Consider the following 19,564-nt stretch of genomic DNA (forward strand, 5'->3'; position numbering starts at 1 on the left):
TTAGAATTTATAAGTGAAATTGGCAGAAAGACTTCTTAAGTTTTGGGGGCTGATGGTTGACCAACCTTTGTAGTAGTCTTTGTTGGCAATGTTGTCCAGTTTCAAAGTAATTCTGAAATCCCTGGCATCGTAAAAGGCGGATGCATTAAAAATGGTGTACTCGTCAATTGCAAACGTACCATTGGATCTATTAAAGATTTTGTTCTCGCTGGCGTAGTTACCTCCAAATCCAAGTCCAAAGTTTTCCAAAGTACCTTGGGTAAATCTGTAACTTGCCCATAAGTTGGCCAAGTTCATTGGCCCGGCGCTCTCGGGTCTAAATCCTATAAAGCTGGCATCACCCTCTACCAGTTCACTATCATTGTAACTATAGCCGGCAACAATGTTCAATCCTTCTATGGGAGATGCTATAATACTTGCCTCAAAACCTTTACTGGTCTGTTCGCCATCTTGGGTGTAAAAGTAGTTGTTGGCATCGGTATCGATTCGTTGCGCCACATCGGTCACGGTAATATCATAATAGCTCAAAGTGGCAGAAAGCTTATCGTGGAACAAATTTAATTTTGTTCCTACCTCAAACTGATCTGCCTGTTCTGGATTTAATGCCCGTACCGCTTGGTTTCCGTTCGATAATTCGGTAACAGGGGCCACATTACTAAAGCCGTTCATGTAGTTGGCAAATAGGGAAACCTTGTTTAAAATAGGTTGATATACCAAACCAAATTTTGGGGAAAACGCGGTTTGATTGTATCCATCGTTAGAAAAACGGTCCACACGTAAACTGGCCATTGCGGACAATTCCGGCAGTAGGTTGATTACGTTTGAGGCATAGGCACTGAAAACCTCTTGCTCCGCCTCACTGAATTGCGCTCCTGGATTGGCCAAGGTGGCGATACCGGCATCCGCTCCTGCTTGCGTCAGAACACCAGAGTCGTACAAGCCGGTGCCCATAGGTGTTCCAAAGTAATTGTGCAGGGCAGGGGCAGCAGTTTGGAACTCATCGGTGTTTCTTCCAACATAGGCAAACCCTTGATTTCCATAACCTGTACTGTTGTTTATAGTTCTTGTTTTGAGGTAATCCAAGCCCACTACCAAGCGGTTTCGCATGGTTCCAATATTAAAATCCCCAATGAAGTTCTGTTGAATATCGGTCCCCAATGTCTCAGAGTTTTGTTTACTGGTGTAGCGCGCCAAGATAATGCCGTCTTCAAGGGGTGTTCCGGAAACCGCTTCAGCGGTCGAGGTAACTTCATATAAATATGAGTAATAGCCATCAGACTTTGAGTTGGATCGCGATATAACGGTCTGGGAAGTCCATGAATCATTTAAAATGTAGTTCATCTGACCTTGTAGACTGTATGTTGGGGTATCGATATATAAATCGTTGCTAGTGTACGAACGTTTAAAGTCGTAACCCAATTCATCCAAATTGGTCACGCGTAGAGGTGAACCGCGATCTAGGAAAAGCATGGTTTGGTTAGTGCTTCTGCCGTTATAAAATTCGGTATTGATGTTGAAAGAGAGTCTATCACTTGCCTGAAATGCCAATGAAGGGGCAAAAAAGAAGGATTTTCTAAACCCAGCGTCCTGGTAGCTGTTCTGTGTGTGGTATGCCGTGTTCACACGAAGAGCAATATTGTTTTGGGAGCCCAAGGTCGTATTTACATCGGCGCTTACCCTATTAAGGCCATAACTGCCAGAAGTATAGGAGATGTTTCCTCCAAATCCATAATAAGGTTTTTTAGTGTTGATGTTGATCAAACCTCCATAGGAAATTAAACTGCTCCCGTACAGAGTTCCCGATGGACCCTTGATTACTTCGATGGATTCTATATTGGCCGGATCCGGACTTCCGTTGGTCAAGCTGGGCAATCCGTTGATCATAGTAGGTTGAACGGCAAAACCACGAAGGGAGAAATAACCTGCACCATCGTTGCCCCTACCTGTAGACTCCCAAAGTTTGTCGATTCCTGGTGCGTTTTTAAGGGCGTCATCAAAATTGGTGACCACTTGGTCTTGCAACAATTCGGTTGAAATGGAATTGTACACCTGTGGATTTTCAATATCCTTTAATGGCATTTTGGAAACATAAACACTTGCCTTGCGAGAAAATTTGTTCACTTGACTCCCTTCGACAACAACTTCATTCAGTTGTTCTTGACGTTCTACCAGAGTAATGGTCTGTACGTTTGTGGTTTGATCGGCGTAAACACGAACAGTTTTGTTCTGTGTACCAAAACCTACCATAGAAAACGTTAAAGTATAAGCGCCAGGGGCTAGGTCGGGTATTTCATAGTTGCCAGAATAATTGGTGTTTGTCCCTAAACTAGTGTTGGAAACGGCAATATTGACATTGGCCAAAGGATTGTTTCTTTGGTCTGTTACTTTTCCTGAGATGTTACCTGATTGAGCTTGTGCCAAGGAATAAAAAGCCAAGCTTAGTATGAGGAGTAGATGTTTCATTTTTTATTTATAATTGGTCTAAATAAATTTGCAGTGCAAATGTATATTCCGTTGCTAAATCAAACAAAGAATATTTAGACTAATTACAAATAGTGAACATAGGATTTAGATAGCTATCTGATAAACAATTGCTTACAGTTAAAATTTTAACATTTAAACATGGAGCTATAATGAATTGATTGTATTTCGGATAGCAGTCAAATCCGTCAACAACTTTTCCAACAAACTTAAATCCAGCATGTTGGCGCCATCACTTTTGGCATTCGCGGGATCAAAATGGGTCTCCATAAAAAGGCCATCCACACCTGCCGCAATTCCAGCACGTGCCATGGTCCCGATCAAAGCGGGCCTACCGCCCGTAACCCCTGATGATTGATTGGGCTGTTGTAGGGAATGGGTAACATCCAGCACCACAGGAGCGTATTGCTTCATGGTGGGAACTCCTCGAAAATCCACGATCATGTCCTGATACCCGAACATTGTTCCCCGATCGGTGATCCAAACTTGTTCGTTACCAGAATCGGTCACCTTTTTTACAGCATGCTGCATGCTTTCAGGACTCATAAATTGCCCCTTTTTTAAGTTAACGACCTTGCCGGTTTCCGCGGCTGCCACAACTAAGTCCGTCTGCCTAACCAGAAATGCCGGAATTTGCAGAACATCAACATATTCTGCCGCCATGTGGGCATCGGAAATTTCATGGATGTCGGTAATGGTAGGTACTTTAAAAGTTTCTGAAACTTTTTTTAAAATTTTCAAGGCCTTTTCATCACCAATTCCAGTAAAAGAATCAATACGGCTACGGTTCGCTTTTTTAAAACTCCCTTTAAACACGTATGGAATGCTCAGCTTGTCCGTTATGGCTACAACTTTTTCTGCAATTCGCATGGCCATATCCTCGCCTTCTATGGCACAGGGGCCCGCCAACAAGAAAAAATTATCGCTTTCGGTATGTTTTATCTGTGGAATTTTGGTGATGTCCATTTCTTAAAGTTTGCACAAATATAGTATTAAACCACGGTATCCTTTTTAGATTTATGAGGATAAAACATAAGCCATGAATTATAAATATCTGTTGCTCGCCCTCTGTTTATTCCCTGTACTATCCACTGCGCAGTGGCAGGAGCGCGGCGGTACTTTTGATTTGGCCCATTTGGAACGTCATCAGTTTAAATTTAATCTATTGAGTCCCGGATTTACCTATGAGTTTGGGTTGTTTAAAAATCAGAGTGTCTCCACCAATTTAGGTTTGGCCCTGGCGACTTATGAGGAAGGTTACGTGTTTGGTTTGGCCTCCAATAACCGCTATCGCTACTATCATAATTTTAATAGGAGGGATAGGATGGGAAAAAATACATCAGGAAACTCAGGAAATTACATTGCCGCGGCCCAGGCCATTTTTTTTTCGCAATTGCGGATTGCAACGGATGTGGAGGGACCGGACGATTTTAACCTTGGATTTTATGGCATGGTCTACGGTATCCAGCGTACTTACGAAAAAGGGTTCAATTTTAATCTGGAACTGGGAGCGGGATATTATAAAGGTGATGGTGTGCTAAATGGTTATGGCCCACTGTTCAATTTTACTTTTGGATGGGTGGCGACCAAAAGAAAGAAAAAAGACCCTTATTTTGATTAAATAACAACATTACAACATACTATTTTAACAAAGTGGAGGTTATATATACTACCAAATTAACCTACAATGCGTTGCTTCTTTATTTTGGCATTCCTGTTCTCAGGTGTTTTTATGCATGCCCAATATGGTAAAAATTGCGAAATCCGTCAATTTAAACTCAATGCCTTCAACCCGGGTATTGAGTACGAAATGGCATTGGGTGTCAACAGTACTTTAGATATTAGGGTAGCATACCAAGCCTCTCTGGAACCTGCGAGTTCCAAACCCATAGAAGATTTTGATTTTTTCCCGGCCATAACGGTCCAAAACAGATATTATCATAATTTTAATGGAAGAGAGCGCCGCAGAAGATCTATTTATGGAAACTCTGGGAATTATATTGCGCCGAGTGTTGCCGTTTTTTCTCCCGGAGATCGAGTGGTAGAAGGTCGGTTAGTAGATGGGATACATGGCTATGGCGGTGTGGTCTACGGGGTTCAGCGTAGTTACGATTCGGGATTTAGTTTCTCTATAGATGCAGGTGCCGGTTATTATGTAGGCCCGTTCAAGGGCACTATACAGCCCGTAATTAACTTGAGTATTGGGTGGATTATTAGCGAAAAACGTTGGTGTGTTGGTTTGTAGGTTCGGAACTATCACTAAATCAATAAGATAAAAATAACATTTAGGTGTGCTGACAAGAAAAAAATAGCAGTATCTTTGCGGGCTTAAAATTTAGGTTATGTCCAAAATCAAGAACATTGCAATCATTGCACACGTAGACCACGGCAAGACAACCTTGGTCGATAAAATAATGTACCACTGCCAGTTGTTCCGAGAAAACGAGAACAAAGGCGACCTTATATTGGACAACAATGACCTCGAACGAGAACGTGGGATCACCATTGTATCCAAAAACGTTTCCGTTGTTTATAAAGACACAAAAATCAATATTATAGATACCCCTGGTCACGCCGATTTCGGTGGGGAAGTAGAGCGTGTATTGAACATGGCCGATGGGGTTTTGTTGTTGGTCGATGCTTTTGAAGGACCAATGCCACAAACGCGTTTTGTACTTCAAAAGGCTATCGATCTTGGATTAAAGCCTTGTGTGGTTATCAATAAAGTGGATAAAGAAAACTGTACCCCGGACGAAGTACACGAGAAAGTGTTCGATTTGATGTTTGAACTGGGCGCAGAGGAGTGGCAGCTAGATTTTCCAACGGTTTATGGTTCTGCCAAAAACAACTGGATGGGTGAGGATTGGCAAAAGCCAACCGAAAATATCGAGCCACTTTTGGATATGGTAATCGAGCACGTGCCAGAATTTAAACCAGAGGAAGGTACCACCCAAATGTTGATCACATCGTTGGATTTCTCCTCATTTACAGGACGAATTGCTATTGGTAGATTACAAAGGGGAACACTTCGTGAAGGGCAACAAGTTTCTTTGGTAAAAAGAGATGGTTCCATCGTTAAAACAAGAATAAAGGAACTTTACACTTTTGAAGGTCTTGGGAGGTTGAGAGTTGAAGAGGTCGTAGCAGGAGATATTTGTGCCATTGTAGGTATGGAAGGTTTTGAGATCGGTGATACCGTTGCCGATATCGAAAGCCCCGAAAAATTAAAGACCATTGCGATCGATGAGCCAACAATGAGCATGCTTTTTACAATTAACGATAGCCCGTTTTTTGGTAAAGATGGAAAGTTTGTTACTTCAAGGCACATTAAAGAGCGTTTGGAAAAAGAACTGGAAAAAAACTTGGCGCTTCGTGTTCAAGAAACCGACAGTGCCGATAAATTCCTAGTTTTCGGACGTGGAGTATTGCACCTTTCGGTATTGATAGAAACCATGCGTAGGGAAGGTTATGAGCTTCAAATTGGACAGCCACAGGTAATCATCAAAGAAATTGATGGTGTAAAATGCGAGCCAGTAGAGCACTTGACCATCGATTTGCCAGAAGAAGTATCCGGAAAGGCTGTAGAAATGGTGTCCATCCGAAAAGGAGAGATGACCAGTATGGAAGCAAGAGGCTCCCGAATGGTCTGTGAATTTATAATTCCATCAAGGGGAATCATTGGACTAAGAAACCAATTGTTGACCGCAACGGCCGGAGAGGCTATTATGGCGCACCGGTTCTTTGAATATCAACCACTAAAAGGCGATATCGCACAACGATTGAACGGATCTTTGGTTTCCATGGAAAATGGAACGGCGATTCCTTATTCCATTGATAAACTTCAAGAAAGGGGTAAATTCTTTATTGATCCAGGAGAGGATATCTACGAAGGACAGGTCATTGGGGAAAACTCCCGTCAAGATGATATGACAGTAAATGTGACCAAGACCAAAAAGCTTTCGAACGTCCGTTCTGCCGGAGCAGATGAAAAAGCCAAAATTGTACCGGCCATTAAGTTTTCTTTGGAAGAAGCGCTCGAATATATCCAAAAGGACGAATACGTGGAGGTTACTCCCAACCACTTAAGAATTCGAAAAATCTATCTTAAGGAAGTAGATAGAAAAAGAAATAAATTATAAAATGGAAAAGCCCCTTTAAAAAAGGGGCTTTTTTATTGAAAGGATTTTTTGTTACAACGACTTACTGTAATCAAACCTAAAGCAAATAACATGAACAAAACCATTTTAACAATAGCATCAATTTTATTTGTCGTTTCTTGCAAGGAACAGGCAAAGCAGGATCCCGATTCCGAGATTGAGGTCACTACAAAAGAAAAAGTTGAAAATACTGTTGCCGTTCCAGAAAGCTGGATCAACAACAGAGTGAAAAAAGCAGAAGAACGCTTAGTCTCGTCAGAAGCAGGACAAATAGTTTGGGCTGCTATGAAAGCTCATGGAGGATTGGATACTTGGTATAAAAACGGACCGTTGGGAATGCGTTTCAAATATCAGCCGTTGGACGGTAAAACCCCGCGTGATAGTTACGAAGTGGTGGATGTCTGGAACAATAGGGTTGTGCACAATAGTATCGAAAATCCTGATGCCAAATTCGGGTTCACAGGAAAAGAAGCCTGGATAAAGGCGGAGGATTCCACGGCATTTAATTACGATGTTAAATTTTGGGCACTTACACCACTTTATTTAATGGGACATCCGTTCGTGGAGGATGGAGAAGGGGTTAATTTGGAATTGCTCCCGGATACCACTTATAAGGGTAAAAAAAACAAGGTGGTAAAAGTAACCTATGACCCTGGCACCGGAGATGCACCGGACGATTATTACATCCTACATTTTGATGCAGAGACCTACCTTCTCACTGCAACACGTTACATTGTTTCGTACCCGGAATATTTTAAGGATGGCGGGCATAATCCAGAAAAATTTATGGAAGTCGGGGAATTGGTAAATGTCAATGGTGTATTGCTTCCAAGTGAATTGAAAACGCATTGGACAGTAAATGGAAAACCAGGTGAATATATTACCAAAATAGAAATTTCCGAGATGGAGTTCAAATCAGGGCTGCCGTCCAACTTTTTTGATGCGCCGGATGGGGCAAAAAAACTGTAATATGGATTTATTGGTGCAAGTGTCCGTGGTGTTGTTCCCTTAAACATGCCACGGCCGCCCCAATAATACCGGCATGGTTCATAAGTTCTGCTTTTACCACTTTTGTCTCAATCTTGATATTGTGACTGAATTCTCCCCATTTTTTGGAAGTTCCACCACCCACAATAATAAGATCCGGTGAAACGATCAGTTCTACATATTTTAAAAATTTATTGAACCGTTTGCTCCATTTCTCATAGCTAAGATCCTCTCGTTCTTTGGCGGAAGCGGCTGCCCAAGATTCTATTTTTTTGTATTTCTTATATGGAATTTGGCCCAATTCAAAATTTGGGATCAAGACCCCATTGTAAAAGGCGCCACTTCCCAGTCCGGTGCCAATGGTGATCATGATCACCAAACCATTTTTTCCTTTTCCCACACCATAGTTCATGGATGCGTAACCTGCGGCGTCGGCATCGTTAAGTACGGTAAATTCATGATTGGTGTATTCGGTGAAAAGTTCATCAATATTAACGCCTACCCAACTTTTATGGAGATTACCGGGAGACATGCAGACCCCATTTTTAACAATGGAAGGAAAACCACAGCCAACGGGCCCTTCGTAATTGAAGTGCTTCACAATTTTGGCCACTACTTTGGCCATGTCCTCTGGTTTTTTTGATTTTGGAGTTGGGATTCGGAAGCGTTCTGTTAACATTTCCCCAGTTTCGGCGTTCACCAAGGCACCTTTAATGCCCGATCCGCCAATATCAATACCAAGAATTTCCATATAGGAAGCGAAATTTGTTTAGGCAAAGTAACAAAAACTTTCGGTGATCAGGCAAATGTTTTGTAAATGAATGGTTTACAGCGTGATACGTCTTGCTAAATCGCCTTTTGGATTACTTCAAAAACCTTGCTGCCATCGCACTTCAATGTTTTGTGAGGATATTTTAGGATAAGGGCGTAATCGTGGGTAGCCATTATAATGGTACGTCCATTTTGATTGATATCCTGCAATACCTTCATCACCTCTACGCTGGTCTGTGGGTCAAGGTTGCCCGTAGGCTCGTCTGCCAAAATAAGTTCAGGATCGTTCAAAAGGGCACGGGCTATGGCAATCCGCTGTTGCTCTCCGCCCGATAGTTCGTGGGGGAATTTAAAACCTTTGGTTTTCATACCCACTTTATCCAAGACTTCACCTATTTTGTCGTCCATTTTTTTTGGGTCGGTCCAACCGGTGGCCTTAAGAACAAATTTAAGGTTGTTGTTTACATTTCTATCTGGTAGCAATTTAAAATCCTGAAAAACAATGCCCAATTTTCTTCGTAAAAAAGGGATGTCCTTTTCCCGCATGGTTTTTAGGTCGAAATCTACAACATTACCGCTCCCTTGCCTTAAGGGGAGATCGGCATAGAGCGTTTTCATAAAACTACTTTTGCCACTTCCGGTTTTACCGATCACATAGACAAAATCGCCCTTTTTTACTTCCAGGTCTATATGGTTGAGCACTAGGTTCTCATTTTGGAAAACAGCGGCGTCTTGTAATTTTACGATAGTCTCGGGCATAATTTTATTTCAAAGGTTACACAAAAATATTTGAAAAAATGGAACTCAGAATTAAAACGTGATACGAATCTGTAAATTTAAACAGGTTTGGCAATCGATTCCCTTTTCCAGATTTTGGAATTTAGGTTGAGGTCCTCCACGATATCAATAGCCATTAAAACATCTTCATACAGTAGCTCCAAAGCATTTGATCCAATCAAATTTTTGCTTTCTTCCAATCGTAAAAAACCATAGGTATGGTGTACCGCAACATACAGTTTGTTATTTTTGAAAGAGAGCATTATTGGTTTGTTGATTTTCTTTTTTAAGTGGGTTATTCGTTGCATTAGCAATGGTGAAAGAATGTAGCGTGCCTCTATTTGGTCTGAACTATAAACCACAAATTCATTTTCAAATTCGGTATCCTCAAGGTTTACCAGTTGATTGTTGTTTAGATTCAAGGATTGGAAAGTTTTGGCCAAGTAGCCAATTCTTTTTTCCATTGAATCGGGAAGTATGATGGTTTTACCCTTAAAATTTTTATTGAACTCCATTACAGCGACCATTCCCAAAAATGTACTTCCAACCTGTTCAAACGTGTACCTTTTAAACAACCAGGGCCTAATATAGGTAAAGGTGAGGTAGAGGTAGTTGAACAACGGAATATATAGAAAGTAAGAATAGGGGTTGCTACTTAAGGTTTTAACTGCTCCCATGGTTATTTTTGTATGGCCGACTTTTCCGGAAAGTAAGCCATGGGTGAGATTGTAAATGGAATTTGTTCCCTTGTTTTTATTAAATCGGAGTCCTAGCGGCGAAATCAATTCGCTCTCTGCTATATCCTTACCGTTGATCTGTTTGCTTTCATAATACTTGAAAGATGGAGCGGTTTTGGCAAGGAAAGTTTTTAGAATCTCTTTTTCGATCTTAACATACTTCGCTTTCGCTTTGTTCGAAACTGTCATAAACACAAAAAAGAGTCCCCAGAACAAAAGCAATATCAGTTGGGGAGAAAGGTAGGGCAGCTTATCACTGTTAATATTTAATGTCCATGTAGGTAAAAGTAAACTGAGCAAGTAGAAAACCAATGGAATTGAAATACCTAGTAGAAGCACGCCAAGCAAAAACAAGGAGTTTGCAAATAAGAAAAATCGATATGTTTTCCTGTATTTCTCTGCCAGTACCAACAATGGTAAAAGTTCTTCTCTGGTTTTAGCGAAATTGATCATGGATGCTATTTTTAAAAGGATACTTTGGGCTGTATGGCATCGGACGGATCGATTTTGTACAAGTCCTGGTTGGTATACCCCATTGCTCGCCCCATAATATTAGAAGGGAACATTTGCAATGCGTTGTTAAAGGCATTTACTGCAGCGTTGTAGGCCCGTCGGGCGGCGGAAAGCTGTTCTTCGACCTCATTTAAACTGGATTGCAAGAGCATAAAATTCTGGCTGGCCTTTAGGTCAGGATAGTCCTCCATCGAAACGTTTAGTTTGCTTAACAGTCGGTCCATTTCGCTCTCTAGATTCAATCTTTTATCGATAGAAAGCTTATCATCAACTACCTTTTCCCTTAATTTGGTTATGGAGATCAGTGTTTCGCTTTCGTGCTTTAAATACCCTTTTACCGTATTGACCAATTGAGGAATTAGGTCGCTCCTCTTTTTTAGCATCACATCTATACTGCTGTATGCTTCTTTGACCTTATTTTTTTTACCTATAAGGTTATTGTACAAAAACACAATGAACAATAGGACAATGGATAATGGAATAAACAAGTAGGTCATCTCAACAATTAAAAATTATACAATGGGACAATGATAGAGCATTGTCCGTTTTACGATGTTAAAAGGCTTTTGCCCTTTTATGTTGAGGTTTTGATGGAAATTGCCAACGAGGTCTTTTCGGCATTTGGTCTAAAATTACTATTTCATGTCAATAAATCAAGCGCAGGGTCGTAAATTTCGGCAAATGACATTTGAAATATACTTTGGCCTTAATTTTGACGTTATGATTAAAGTCAATCGAGAACAGCGTAGAACACTATGAATCGAAACAACCTTCTATGTATTCCCATTTTAATGGGAACTTTTTTTGTGCTTTCCGCACAGGAAACCAAGATCCACACTCACGAGAACAAAGCGTATCAAGATGCCTTGGCGCTCTACAACAATGAGCAATACCAAGCAGCGCAAAATATTTTTGAGTCTGTCAAAGCCAACACTAAGGATGGGGAAACCGAAGCCAATAGCGCCTATTATGCCGCTAATGCCGCCATTCGACTGAATCAGCGAGGAGCGGATAAAATGATGGAGGATTTTGTGAAACGTTATCCCACGTCCACCAAAAGGAATTCTGCTTTTTTGGATGTGGCCGACTACTATTTTGAAACGGGAAAATACCCCTATGCGTTAAAATGGTACAAGAAAGTGGATGAGAACTCCATGCCCTATTCGGAGCGCGACCGCTTTAACTTCAACAATGGCTACGCATTGTACGCATCCAAGCGTCCGCAGGAGGCCGAACGTTATTTGAACAAGGTCACTACTTCTCAAAAATATGGGTCACAGGCCAAATATTATTTGGGGTATATAGCTTACGAGCAGGACGACTACAACTCTGCAAGTGCCCGGTTCGACCAAATCCAAGACCCCGAATTGCTAGATGAAAAGTTGACCTATTATCAGGCCGATTTGAATTTTAAATTGGGCAAGTTTGAAGAAGCCATTGCGTTGGCCAAAAAACAACTGCCCAAATCCAATCGTCAAGAAGTTTCGGAATTAAATAAGATCATTGGCGAAAGCTATTTTAATTTAGAACAATACGCCGAGGCAGTTCCTTATTTGGAGGAATACAAGGGCAAACGTGGCAAATGGAACAATACTGATTTCTATTTGCTCGGATATAGTCATTATAAGCTCGGTGATTATCAAAAAGCAATTCAGCAATTCAATAAAATTATAGGGGGCAGCAATGCTGTTTCCCAAAACGCATATTACCACTTGGCGGAATGTTATTTAAAGTTGGATAAAAAATCCGAAGCCTTGAATGCATTTCGAAATGCTTCGCAGATGGAGTTTAGTCCAGAAATTCAAAAAGATGCTTGGTTGAACTATGCTCGCTTGAGCTACGAAATCGGTAATGCTTACGAACCTGTTCCCCAAGTGTTGACCACGTACTTGGAAAAATACCCAAAGGATGAGCATCAAATGGAAATTCAGGAGCTTTTGGTGGATTCCTATATCACCTCCCGAAATTTTGAAGGTGCTATGCAACTTTTGGAGGAGAACCAGAACTATGCTAGCAAGGAAACCTATCAGAAAGTCGCCTACTACCGAGGAGTGGAACTTTTTATTGATGGTAATTACGAAGGGGCTTGGGAAAGATTCGATAAATCACTGAAAAGTGAAGATAACGCAAACTTTGAAGCCCGTGCTTTATATTGGAAAGCGGAATCGGCCTACAGATTGAACCGTTTTGAGGAAGCTTTGGTGGATTTTGTGCGGTTTCAGAACTCACCAGCGGCCAAATCACTTTCAGAATACGAGCAGTTGGATTATAATTTAGGCTACTCGTACTTCAAACTAAAAGATTACAACAACGCTATATCCTATTTTCAAAACGTAGTGAGCTCCAATGCCATTGATGAGGAAAGAAAGAATGATGGTTATCTAAGATTGGGCGACAGTTACTTTGTAAACAGCAAATACCAATTGGCCAAAAAAGCTTACGACGCATCATCCAAAATGAACGGGCCAGAGCGTGACTATGCTGCATTTCAAAAAACACTTTGCGATGGATTTTTAGGTAACAATGCTGCAAAAATTGAAGGCTTGAACGCATTTTTGAGGAAGTTCCCAACGTCATCATTACGAGATGATGCCTTGTTTGAATTGGGTAATTCTTACATCAACAATAACCAAGAAAGTTTAGGACTTCAGACTTACGATAGGATTGTGGCCGAATATTCCGGGAGTAAGTTTGCCCCTCGAGGACTGCTCCGATCTGGGCTGGTGTACTACAATTCCAATAGAAACGACCAAGCATTGAGCAAGTTAAAAGAAGTAGTTCAAAAGTACCCGAAAACCCCAGAAGCCAAACAAGCGGTGGCCACAGCTAAATTGGTGTATGTGGACGAAGGTCGAGTAAGCGAATACGCAGCCTGGGCCAGAAGTTTGGATTTTGTTGAAGTAACCGATACCGAGTTAGACAATGCCAGTTTTGAATCCGCAGAGCGAAAACAAATTGAAGGTAAAACCGCAGCAGCAATCCGTGGCTATGAAGATTATTTGAACGAATTCCCTAACGGACTCCATGCGCAAAATGCAAATTTTGCCTTGGCGCAGCTATATTTTGCCGATGGAGAAAAAGATAAAGCCCTGCCAAAATATAAAGCAGTTGCCGATAGTGGAACTGGAGAATACACTGAACAGGCCTTGACACGTGTTTGTGAGATTTATGTGGATAAGCAGGATTACAACAGTGCTATCCCTTATTTAAAAAGATTGGAAAACACGGCCGATATTTCAGAGAACAAAACCTTTGCCCAGTCCAATTTGATGAAAGGTTTTTACGGTCAAAAGGATTATGAACAGACCATCGCCTACGCCGAAAAGGTACTTAGCGCCTCCAAAATAGATGATCGTATAAAAAGTGATGCGCAGATCATGATCGCGCGTTCGGCTATTGCAACAGATAACGAAAGTATAGCCAAATCTGCCTACCAAGAAGTTCAGCAAATTGCATCTGGTGAGCTCGCTGCCGAAGCTTGGTACTACGATGCGTATTTTAAAAATAAAGAGGGAAATTTTGAGGCTTCCAACACTTCCGTTCAAAAATTGGCCAAAGATTATGCGGCGTATAAAGAATGGGCGGGAAAAGGTTTGGTAATCATGGCGAAGAACTTCTACAATTTGGGAGATGCCTTCCAGGCCACCTACATTTTGGAAAGCGTTATTTCCAATTTTTCCGAATTTGAGGAAATCGTTTCGGATGCTGAAATTGAGTTGGCCACCATTAAGGCCAAAGAGGCAGAGAGCAATTCATCCGTGGATCCCAACCAAAATTAAACGAGACACAACATGCAGAAGAGAACCTATATATTTTCATTACTATTTTTGAGCCTTTGCGGATCAGTTATCGCCCAAGAAGAGGATAACATTGGTACAGAAACGGTAACGGTGGTGAAACCGTATTCCCCTACCGTTTCGGATGCCTTTAAAATTAAATCGTCGCCTAGTTTAAACGATTCCATTGTGCTGCAAAAGAAGAAAATCAATTATAGCATATTTTCGGTGCCCGTAGCATCCACTTTTACACCGGCAAAAGGAAAGGCTTCGGGTGTGGAGAAAACACCACCGCCCACCTTGTACAATTCATATGCCTCGGTGGGATTGGGCAATTATAACAATGCCCTGGTCGATTTTTATACCAGCCGAGAATTTAATCGGGGCGAAGACCTTTTGGACTTTGGTTTGACCCACAATTCTTCAAGAGGTGACTTGGATTCCACACCTTTGGATACCGATTTTTACAACACCAAGCTCAACGCTTCCTATGCCAAAAAAGATCGCTATATGGATTGGGGCGCAAGTATTGGCTTGCAACATCAATTATATAACTGGTACGGCATCCAGAGTGAATTGTTCAGCGAAGATGAAATCAATGCAATCGACGAGACGCAAAATTATTTTAATGCCCAGGCCAAGGCCCATTTTAATATGGAGGATTCTCCTTTTAAAAGTGGAAATGTATTGTTGAGGCGTTTTTGGGATGCAACCGAATCAGCGGAGAACCGTGCGGTGATCAACCCAACTTTTGAACTTCCCATAACCGAGGAATTGATTACCGTCGCTGCCAAAGTGGATTATGTTGGAGGAAATTTTAAAAATGGCACCATAACGGAACTCGAGAATACAGGAGAAAAAAAATATAGCCATTTACAGGCCGGTGTAACCCCAAGTCTTTTGATTTTGAGGGATGACCTTACATTGAACCTGGGGGCCAACATAGTTTATGGTCTGGATTTGGAAAACAGCGAGAACAATTTTTATATCTATCCTGCCGTAACCGCTTCGTATAGATTATTGGAAGAAAATGTAATTGCGTATGGCGGAATAGAAGGAGAGCTAAAGCAAAACTCCTATTACGATTTTGTGAATGAAAATCCGTATGTGTCGCCAACGTTGGACATTATGCCCACCGACCAGCAATACGAAGGGTATTTGGGACTTAAGGGCCAGCTAACCTCCAATATCGGTTATAATCTTAAAGGATCCTACATGGCGGAAAATAGAAAGCCGCTTTTTTATCAAAATACAGTCAATACTTCCAGAATGGATGAAAAGAGCTATTACTACGGTAATTCTTTTCAGGTTTTTTATGATGATGTAAAAACATTGGGAGTTTTTGGTGAAATAAATGTAGATGTAAATCGAAATTTTTCTTTAGGGGTAAACGCAGAATTCTACGATTACGATACGGAAACGGATAATCCGGCCTGGAACTTGCCATCGATAAAAGGATCCCTGTTTTTGGATTACCAGATCACCGACCAATGGTATATGGGCGCCAATCTGTTCTTTGTGGGCGAGAGAGATGCTTTGACCTCAATTGCACTAACCGATAATGTGCCACCGACCATTTCCTATTCGCCAATTACCTTGGATTCGTTTTTTGATGCCAATGCGCACCTTGGCTATCGTTTCAATGATCAGCTCTCCATCTTTTTAAAAGCTTCGAATATAGCAAATAACAATTACCAACGATGGGCCAATTTTAGAGTGCAGGGATTCCAAGCGTTGGCAGGGGTCTCCTATAAGTTTGATTTCTAGTTTGTAGGATTTTACGCAATAAATTATTGAAAATACCGTTCATTATTTTTGGTCAACTTGTTGATGTACCCATAGTTGACCTTTCTTATTTTGAGGAAAATAATGGAGCCAAGACCAATATTTAAAAGACTTCTATGCCTTTTTTTGATGAATTCCTTCTTTGGAATTGGTCAAAATTTGGTTCATAATGGAGGTTTCGAAGAATATTCTTCCTGTCCTGTTAAAATGAGTAATCTAAATAGGGATGCTGCTTACTGGAGCGCTCCGACTTTGGGAACAACCGATTATTTTAATCAATGTAGTAGAACCAAGTTGGGTGTCCCCATGAACTTTAAAGGTAAACAAGAGCCTTATGAGGGTGCAGCATATGCCGGACTCTACTTGTTTGCTCCAAAGGATTATCGCGAATATATACAAGTGCCGTTGACCGAAACCCTGCAAAAAGGTAGTCGGTACAGGTTGACCTTATTTTTGAGCCTATCCGAAAAATCGGATGGTGCTGTGATGGATATGGGCGCCGTTTTGTCGGATAGACCCTTATCTATTTATACCAAAAAAGAACTGTCTCAAAGTCAATTGATCGCCACTTCCGCACAAACTACCCATATCAAACAATTTCCAGTATCAAATTATTATCAGGATAAACAACAGTGGATGGAGTTAAGTTTTGATTTGGTAGCCAAAGGATTTGAGAATCATTTGATCCTGGGAAATTTTAAAAGTAACGCAGGTACCGCATATATCGATAGCAAAGACCCTTCAAATAATAAGGAAGGTTATGCCTATTACTATTTGGACGATATTTCTTTGGTCTATTTAGGACCGGAATACAAGACCAACGAAGTGTACGTTTTAAATCATGTAAATTTTAATTTTGATAGGTTCGACTTGCAACCCAAGGCAAAACAAAGTCTCCGGGATGTTTATAATTATTTGCAGCAAAACCCGGATTTAAAAGTAGCTATCAGTGGCCATACGGATGATTTGGGTTCCTCAGAATATAACAATGTGCTCAGTCGCGAGAGGGCAAGTTCGGTCGCCAATTACCTTATAACTTTAGGGTTGCACAAAAACCGGATTTCCTATCAAGGATATGGTGACAGTAAACCATTGGATACTACTCTGACCGAAGAAGCACGGAGGAAAAATAGAAGAGTAGAGTTTGTTATGACAGAGTTCGAGGATGACAATCCCTAAAATTTCAATCACTTTTTCTATTTTTGGAAGAAACCATCCAAAATGAAAAAGTACGTTTTACTGCTCTCCACATTGTTCATTATTTCTTGCCATAATAAGGAACAAGTGGACCTAATTGTATCCAATGCCAATATTTATACGGTAGATGAGGATTTTTCCAAAGCGACCGGCATTGCGATAAAAGACGGAAAGTTTGTAGAAGTCGGGGATACGGACGAAATCAACAAAAAATATACTGCCCAAAACAGTTTTGATGCCCAAGGTAAAACCATAGTTCCGGGACTTATAGATGCACACTGCCATTTTTACGGATTGGGGCAAAATCAACAAGTGGTCGATTTGGTCGGCACGGAAAGTTATGAAGAGGTGATGGAGAGAGTGGTGGCCTTCCAAAAGGAACGCCCATCCAATTTTATTCGTGGTAGAGGTTGGGATCAAAACGATTGGGAGGTCAAAGAGTTTCCCACCAAGGATAAACTAGATGAATTGTTTCCGGACACGCCCGTGGCTTTGGAGCGCGTGGATGGTCATGCCTATTTGGTCAATCAAAAAGCCTTGGATATGGCCGGAATTACTGCTGAAACAAAAACCGAAGGTGGTGAAATCGTAAAGGAAAACGGTGAGCTAACAGGTGTTTTAGTGGACAATCCAATGGGACTTATCGATCCTATTGTTCCTCCACTGACCAAAGAACAACAAATTCAAGCACTTAAAGATGCTGAAAAGATTTCCTTGGGTTATGGATTGACCACGGTAAACGATGCTGGTCTGTCCAGAGATATTATCGAGTTGATCGATAGTCTACAACAATCTGGTGAGCTATCCATTAGGGTATATGCAATGATCTCCAATTATCCAGAAAATTTGAATTACTTTTTGGAAAAGGGAATCATCAAAACCAATCAATTAAATGTACGTTCCGTAAAGGTATATGGCGATGGGGCCCTTGGTTCGCGAGGTGCGGCCCTAAGAGATCATTATTCCGATAAGCCTGGCCATTTTGGTGCTATGGTAACACCTGTGGACCAAATAGAAGCACTGGCTCATCGCATTGCGGAAACCGATTATCAGATGAACACCCATGCAATTGGCGATTCTGCCAATATTGTGGTGCTAAGGGCCTACGAAAAAGCACTAAAAGGTAGAACGGACCGCAGATGGAAAGTGGAACACGCGCAGGTAATTTCGCCATCAGATTTTAACTATTTTGAAAAGGGAATCATTCCATCCGTACAGCCAACACATGCCACAAGTGATATGTATTGGGCAGAAGATCGTTTAGGCAAAGAACGGATAAAAGGAGCTTACGCATATAAAGACCTGTTGAACAAAGCAGGACTGGTTGCCTTGGGAACCGATTTCCCAGTGGAGCAGGTAAATCCGTTCTTAACCTTTTATGCGGCGGTCGCCCGCCAGGATGTAGCACAATACCCCGAAGGTGGTTTTCAGATGGAAAATGCCTTGAGCAGAGAGGAAACTTTAAAGGGGATGACCATTTGGGCGGCCTATTCCAATTTTGAGGAAGAAGAAAAAGGAAGTATTGAACCAGGTAAATTTGCAGACTTTGTGATTCTGAGCGATGATATTATGACAATCCCATCCGAAGATATTCCCAATATAACTGCAGAACATGTGTTCTTGGGTGGTGTTCAGAAGAAATAATGCCCCCTATGTTGATTTAAACTAAGCGAGGAAACCAATCTATAATAGGTTTTGTTGCAAAAGAACAATAAAAAAGCCCCTTATTAAGGGGCTTTCGTATTTTTAGAACGACCATTAATTAATAGCTGATAGGCAAGGTAACCCTTGTAGTTCCCCAGCCCATGACCAAGTTTCCATCGTCGTCAAAAGCAACGGAGAAGGCTTCCAATTCTTCGCTATCCGAAGAAACTGCAGCAGTGGCACGTACCACATCACCGTCACTATCATAAGAATAAGCGCCCCATTGGTGTAGGTTGCTGTTCAAGATAACGGTCCATTCGCTATCACCCGGAATAGTGAACAATGCATAAGAACCTGCCTTGATCGTTTTGCCGCCAATAGTGGCATCTTTGTAAAAAGTTATTTCCGTAGCTTCGTTGGCTCCGGTTCTCCAAACTTTTCCGGCAGGGGCCAATTCGGCCATGCTACGTCCCTTCAATTGTGGACGACTGTAAATAATGCGCGCAGATTTATCATTTTCTCTAGAGCTTGCTGGATAATAGGCAATATCCGCAGGACTTTTGTCGAGTCCACTAAACTTTTGGGCCAAGGCATCCGTAGAAAACACTAAACTGGCACAAAACATCAATACTAATACTGTTAAATTCTTCATGATTGCGATTTAATTTCCGTTTTTCAGGAGTTGATTAATAGTTTTTTCAAATATACAGACGGGAAAATTAAGCGACCTTACAAAGCA

15 protein-coding genes are annotated in these 19,564 nt (G+C 41.3%); 8 read left to right on the forward strand and 7 right to left on the reverse strand.

Features of this window, described 5'->3' with window-relative positions:
* A complete protein-coding gene (locus tag ACXAFK_RS05310) occupies positions 1 to 2,463 on the reverse strand; it encodes a TonB-dependent siderophore receptor (RefSeq protein WP_474957039.1) in 2,463 nt (820 codons plus the stop codon).
* 165 nt (positions 2,464 to 2,628) lie between these two features.
* Positions 2,629 to 3,447, reverse strand: coding sequence for a 3-deoxy-8-phosphooctulonate synthase (gene kdsA / locus ACXAFK_RS05315; RefSeq protein ID WP_474957040.1), 819 nt, complete (start codon positions 3,445 to 3,447; stop codon positions 2,629 to 2,631).
* 73 nt (positions 3,448 to 3,520) lie between these two features.
* Here kdsA and ACXAFK_RS05320 point away from each other — a divergent pair, with 73 nt between their 5' ends.
* The 4 genes from ACXAFK_RS05320 to ACXAFK_RS05335 all read left to right on the forward strand — a co-directional run bounded on the left by ACXAFK_RS05320 (position 3,521) and on the right by ACXAFK_RS05335 (position 7,607).
* Positions 3,521 to 4,102: a hypothetical protein gene (locus tag ACXAFK_RS05320; protein WP_224837522.1), complete on the forward strand. Its 582-nt coding sequence runs from the start codon at positions 3,521 to 3,523 to the stop codon at positions 4,100 to 4,102.
* A 66-nt stretch (positions 4,103 to 4,168) separates the two neighbouring features.
* Positions 4,169 to 4,726, forward strand: a complete 558-nt coding sequence (locus ACXAFK_RS05325; RefSeq protein ID WP_474957041.1) for a hypothetical protein — start codon at positions 4,169 to 4,171, stop codon at positions 4,724 to 4,726.
* Positions 4,727 to 4,823: 97 nt separating this feature from the next.
* A complete protein-coding gene (gene typA, locus ACXAFK_RS05330) occupies positions 4,824 to 6,620 on the forward strand; it encodes a translational GTPase TypA (protein ID WP_224837524.1) in 1,797 nt (598 codons plus the stop codon).
* 90 nt (positions 6,621 to 6,710) lie between these two features.
* Complete coding sequence (locus tag ACXAFK_RS05335) at positions 6,711 to 7,607, forward strand: hypothetical protein (RefSeq protein ID WP_474957042.1); 897 nt, start codon at positions 6,711 to 6,713, stop codon at positions 7,605 to 7,607.
* A 7-nt stretch (positions 7,608 to 7,614) separates the two neighbouring features.
* Here ACXAFK_RS05335 and ppgK read toward each other — a convergent pair whose 3' ends face one another.
* From ppgK to ACXAFK_RS05355, 4 genes are all read right to left on the reverse strand, one after another.
* A complete protein-coding gene (gene ppgK, locus ACXAFK_RS05340) occupies positions 7,615 to 8,376 on the reverse strand; it encodes a polyphosphate--glucose phosphotransferase (protein ID WP_252079067.1) in 762 nt (253 codons plus the stop codon).
* Between the two features lie 95 nt (positions 8,377 to 8,471).
* Entirely contained in the window at positions 8,472 to 9,155 is a 684-nt protein-coding gene (locus ACXAFK_RS05345) for a cell division ATP-binding protein FtsE (RefSeq protein ID WP_293294028.1), read from the reverse strand.
* A 77-nt stretch (positions 9,156 to 9,232) separates the two neighbouring features.
* Positions 9,233 to 10,363 (reverse strand): DUF3137 domain-containing protein, encoded by a 1,131-nt coding sequence (locus tag ACXAFK_RS05350; RefSeq protein ID WP_474957043.1) that lies wholly within the window; start codon positions 10,361 to 10,363, stop codon positions 9,233 to 9,235.
* Positions 10,364 to 10,374: 11 nt separating this feature from the next.
* The gene (locus ACXAFK_RS05355) at positions 10,375 to 10,920 is read right to left on the reverse strand and encodes a LemA family protein (protein ID WP_474957044.1); all 546 of its coding nucleotides are present in this window, start codon (positions 10,918 to 10,920) and stop codon (positions 10,375 to 10,377) included.
* Positions 10,921 to 11,178: 258 nt separating this feature from the next.
* Here ACXAFK_RS05355 and ACXAFK_RS05360 point away from each other — a divergent pair, with 258 nt between their 5' ends.
* The 4 genes from ACXAFK_RS05360 to ACXAFK_RS05375 all read left to right on the forward strand — a co-directional run bounded on the left by ACXAFK_RS05360 (position 11,179) and on the right by ACXAFK_RS05375 (position 18,825).
* Entirely contained in the window at positions 11,179 to 14,202 is a 3,024-nt protein-coding gene (locus ACXAFK_RS05360) for a tetratricopeptide repeat protein (protein ID WP_474957045.1), read from the forward strand.
* A 12-nt stretch (positions 14,203 to 14,214) separates the two neighbouring features.
* The gene (locus tag ACXAFK_RS05365; protein WP_474957046.1) at positions 14,215 to 15,966 is read left to right on the forward strand and encodes a TonB-dependent receptor; all 1,752 of its coding nucleotides are present in this window, start codon (positions 14,215 to 14,217) and stop codon (positions 15,964 to 15,966) included.
* Between the two features lie 147 nt (positions 15,967 to 16,113).
* A complete protein-coding gene (locus ACXAFK_RS05370; protein WP_252079070.1) occupies positions 16,114 to 17,163 on the forward strand; it encodes an OmpA family protein in 1,050 nt (349 codons plus the stop codon).
* Between the two features lie 42 nt (positions 17,164 to 17,205).
* A complete protein-coding gene (locus ACXAFK_RS05375; protein WP_474957047.1) occupies positions 17,206 to 18,825 on the forward strand; it encodes an amidohydrolase in 1,620 nt (539 codons plus the stop codon).
* Positions 18,826 to 18,943: 118 nt separating this feature from the next.
* Here ACXAFK_RS05375 and ACXAFK_RS05380 read toward each other — a convergent pair whose 3' ends face one another.
* The gene (locus ACXAFK_RS05380) at positions 18,944 to 19,477 is read right to left on the reverse strand and encodes a DUF2911 domain-containing protein (RefSeq protein WP_474957048.1); all 534 of its coding nucleotides are present in this window, start codon (positions 19,475 to 19,477) and stop codon (positions 18,944 to 18,946) included.
* Between the last annotated feature and the right edge of the window lie 87 nt (positions 19,478 to 19,564).

The sequence above is a fragment of the Flagellimonas sp. ABD4_174 genome (assembly GCF_056160185.1).

Excerpts from the sequence above, each read along its gene's own strand:
- ACXAFK_RS05370 (WP_252079070.1), top strand. The coding sequence starts at position 16,114 with ATGAATTCCTTCTTTGGAATTGGTCAAAATTTGGTTCATAATGGAGGT.
- typA (WP_224837524.1), top strand. The coding sequence starts at position 4,824 with ATGTCCAAAATCAAGAACATTGCAATCATTGCACACGTAGACCACGGC.
- ACXAFK_RS05310 (WP_474957039.1), bottom strand. The coding sequence starts at position 2,463 with ATGAAACATCTACTCCTCATACTAAGCTTGGCTTTTTATTCCTTGGCA.
- ACXAFK_RS05380 (WP_474957048.1), bottom strand. The coding sequence starts at position 19,477 with ATGAAGAATTTAACAGTATTAGTATTGATGTTTTGTGCCAGTTTAGTG.
- ACXAFK_RS05365 (WP_474957046.1), top strand. The coding sequence starts at position 14,215 with ATGCAGAAGAGAACCTATATATTTTCATTACTATTTTTGAGCCTTTGC.
- ACXAFK_RS05360 (WP_474957045.1), top strand. The coding sequence starts at position 11,179 with ATGAATCGAAACAACCTTCTATGTATTCCCATTTTAATGGGAACTTTT.
- kdsA (WP_474957040.1), bottom strand. The coding sequence starts at position 3,447 with ATGGACATCACCAAAATTCCACAGATAAAACATACCGAAAGCGATAAT.
- ACXAFK_RS05325 (WP_474957041.1), top strand. The coding sequence starts at position 4,169 with ATGCGTTGCTTCTTTATTTTGGCATTCCTGTTCTCAGGTGTTTTTATG.
- ACXAFK_RS05320 (WP_224837522.1), top strand. The coding sequence starts at position 3,521 with ATGAATTATAAATATCTGTTGCTCGCCCTCTGTTTATTCCCTGTACTA.
- ACXAFK_RS05335 (WP_474957042.1), top strand. The coding sequence starts at position 6,711 with ATGAACAAAACCATTTTAACAATAGCATCAATTTTATTTGTCGTTTCT.
- ACXAFK_RS05375 (WP_474957047.1), top strand. The coding sequence starts at position 17,206 with ATGAAAAAGTACGTTTTACTGCTCTCCACATTGTTCATTATTTCTTGC.
- ppgK (WP_252079067.1), bottom strand. The coding sequence starts at position 8,376 with ATGGAAATTCTTGGTATTGATATTGGCGGATCGGGCATTAAAGGTGCC.
- ACXAFK_RS05350 (WP_474957043.1), bottom strand. The coding sequence starts at position 10,363 with ATGATCAATTTCGCTAAAACCAGAGAAGAACTTTTACCATTGTTGGTA.
- ACXAFK_RS05355 (WP_474957044.1), bottom strand. The coding sequence starts at position 10,920 with ATGACCTACTTGTTTATTCCATTATCCATTGTCCTATTGTTCATTGTG.
- ACXAFK_RS05345 (WP_293294028.1), bottom strand. The coding sequence starts at position 9,155 with ATGCCCGAGACTATCGTAAAATTACAAGACGCCGCTGTTTTCCAAAAT.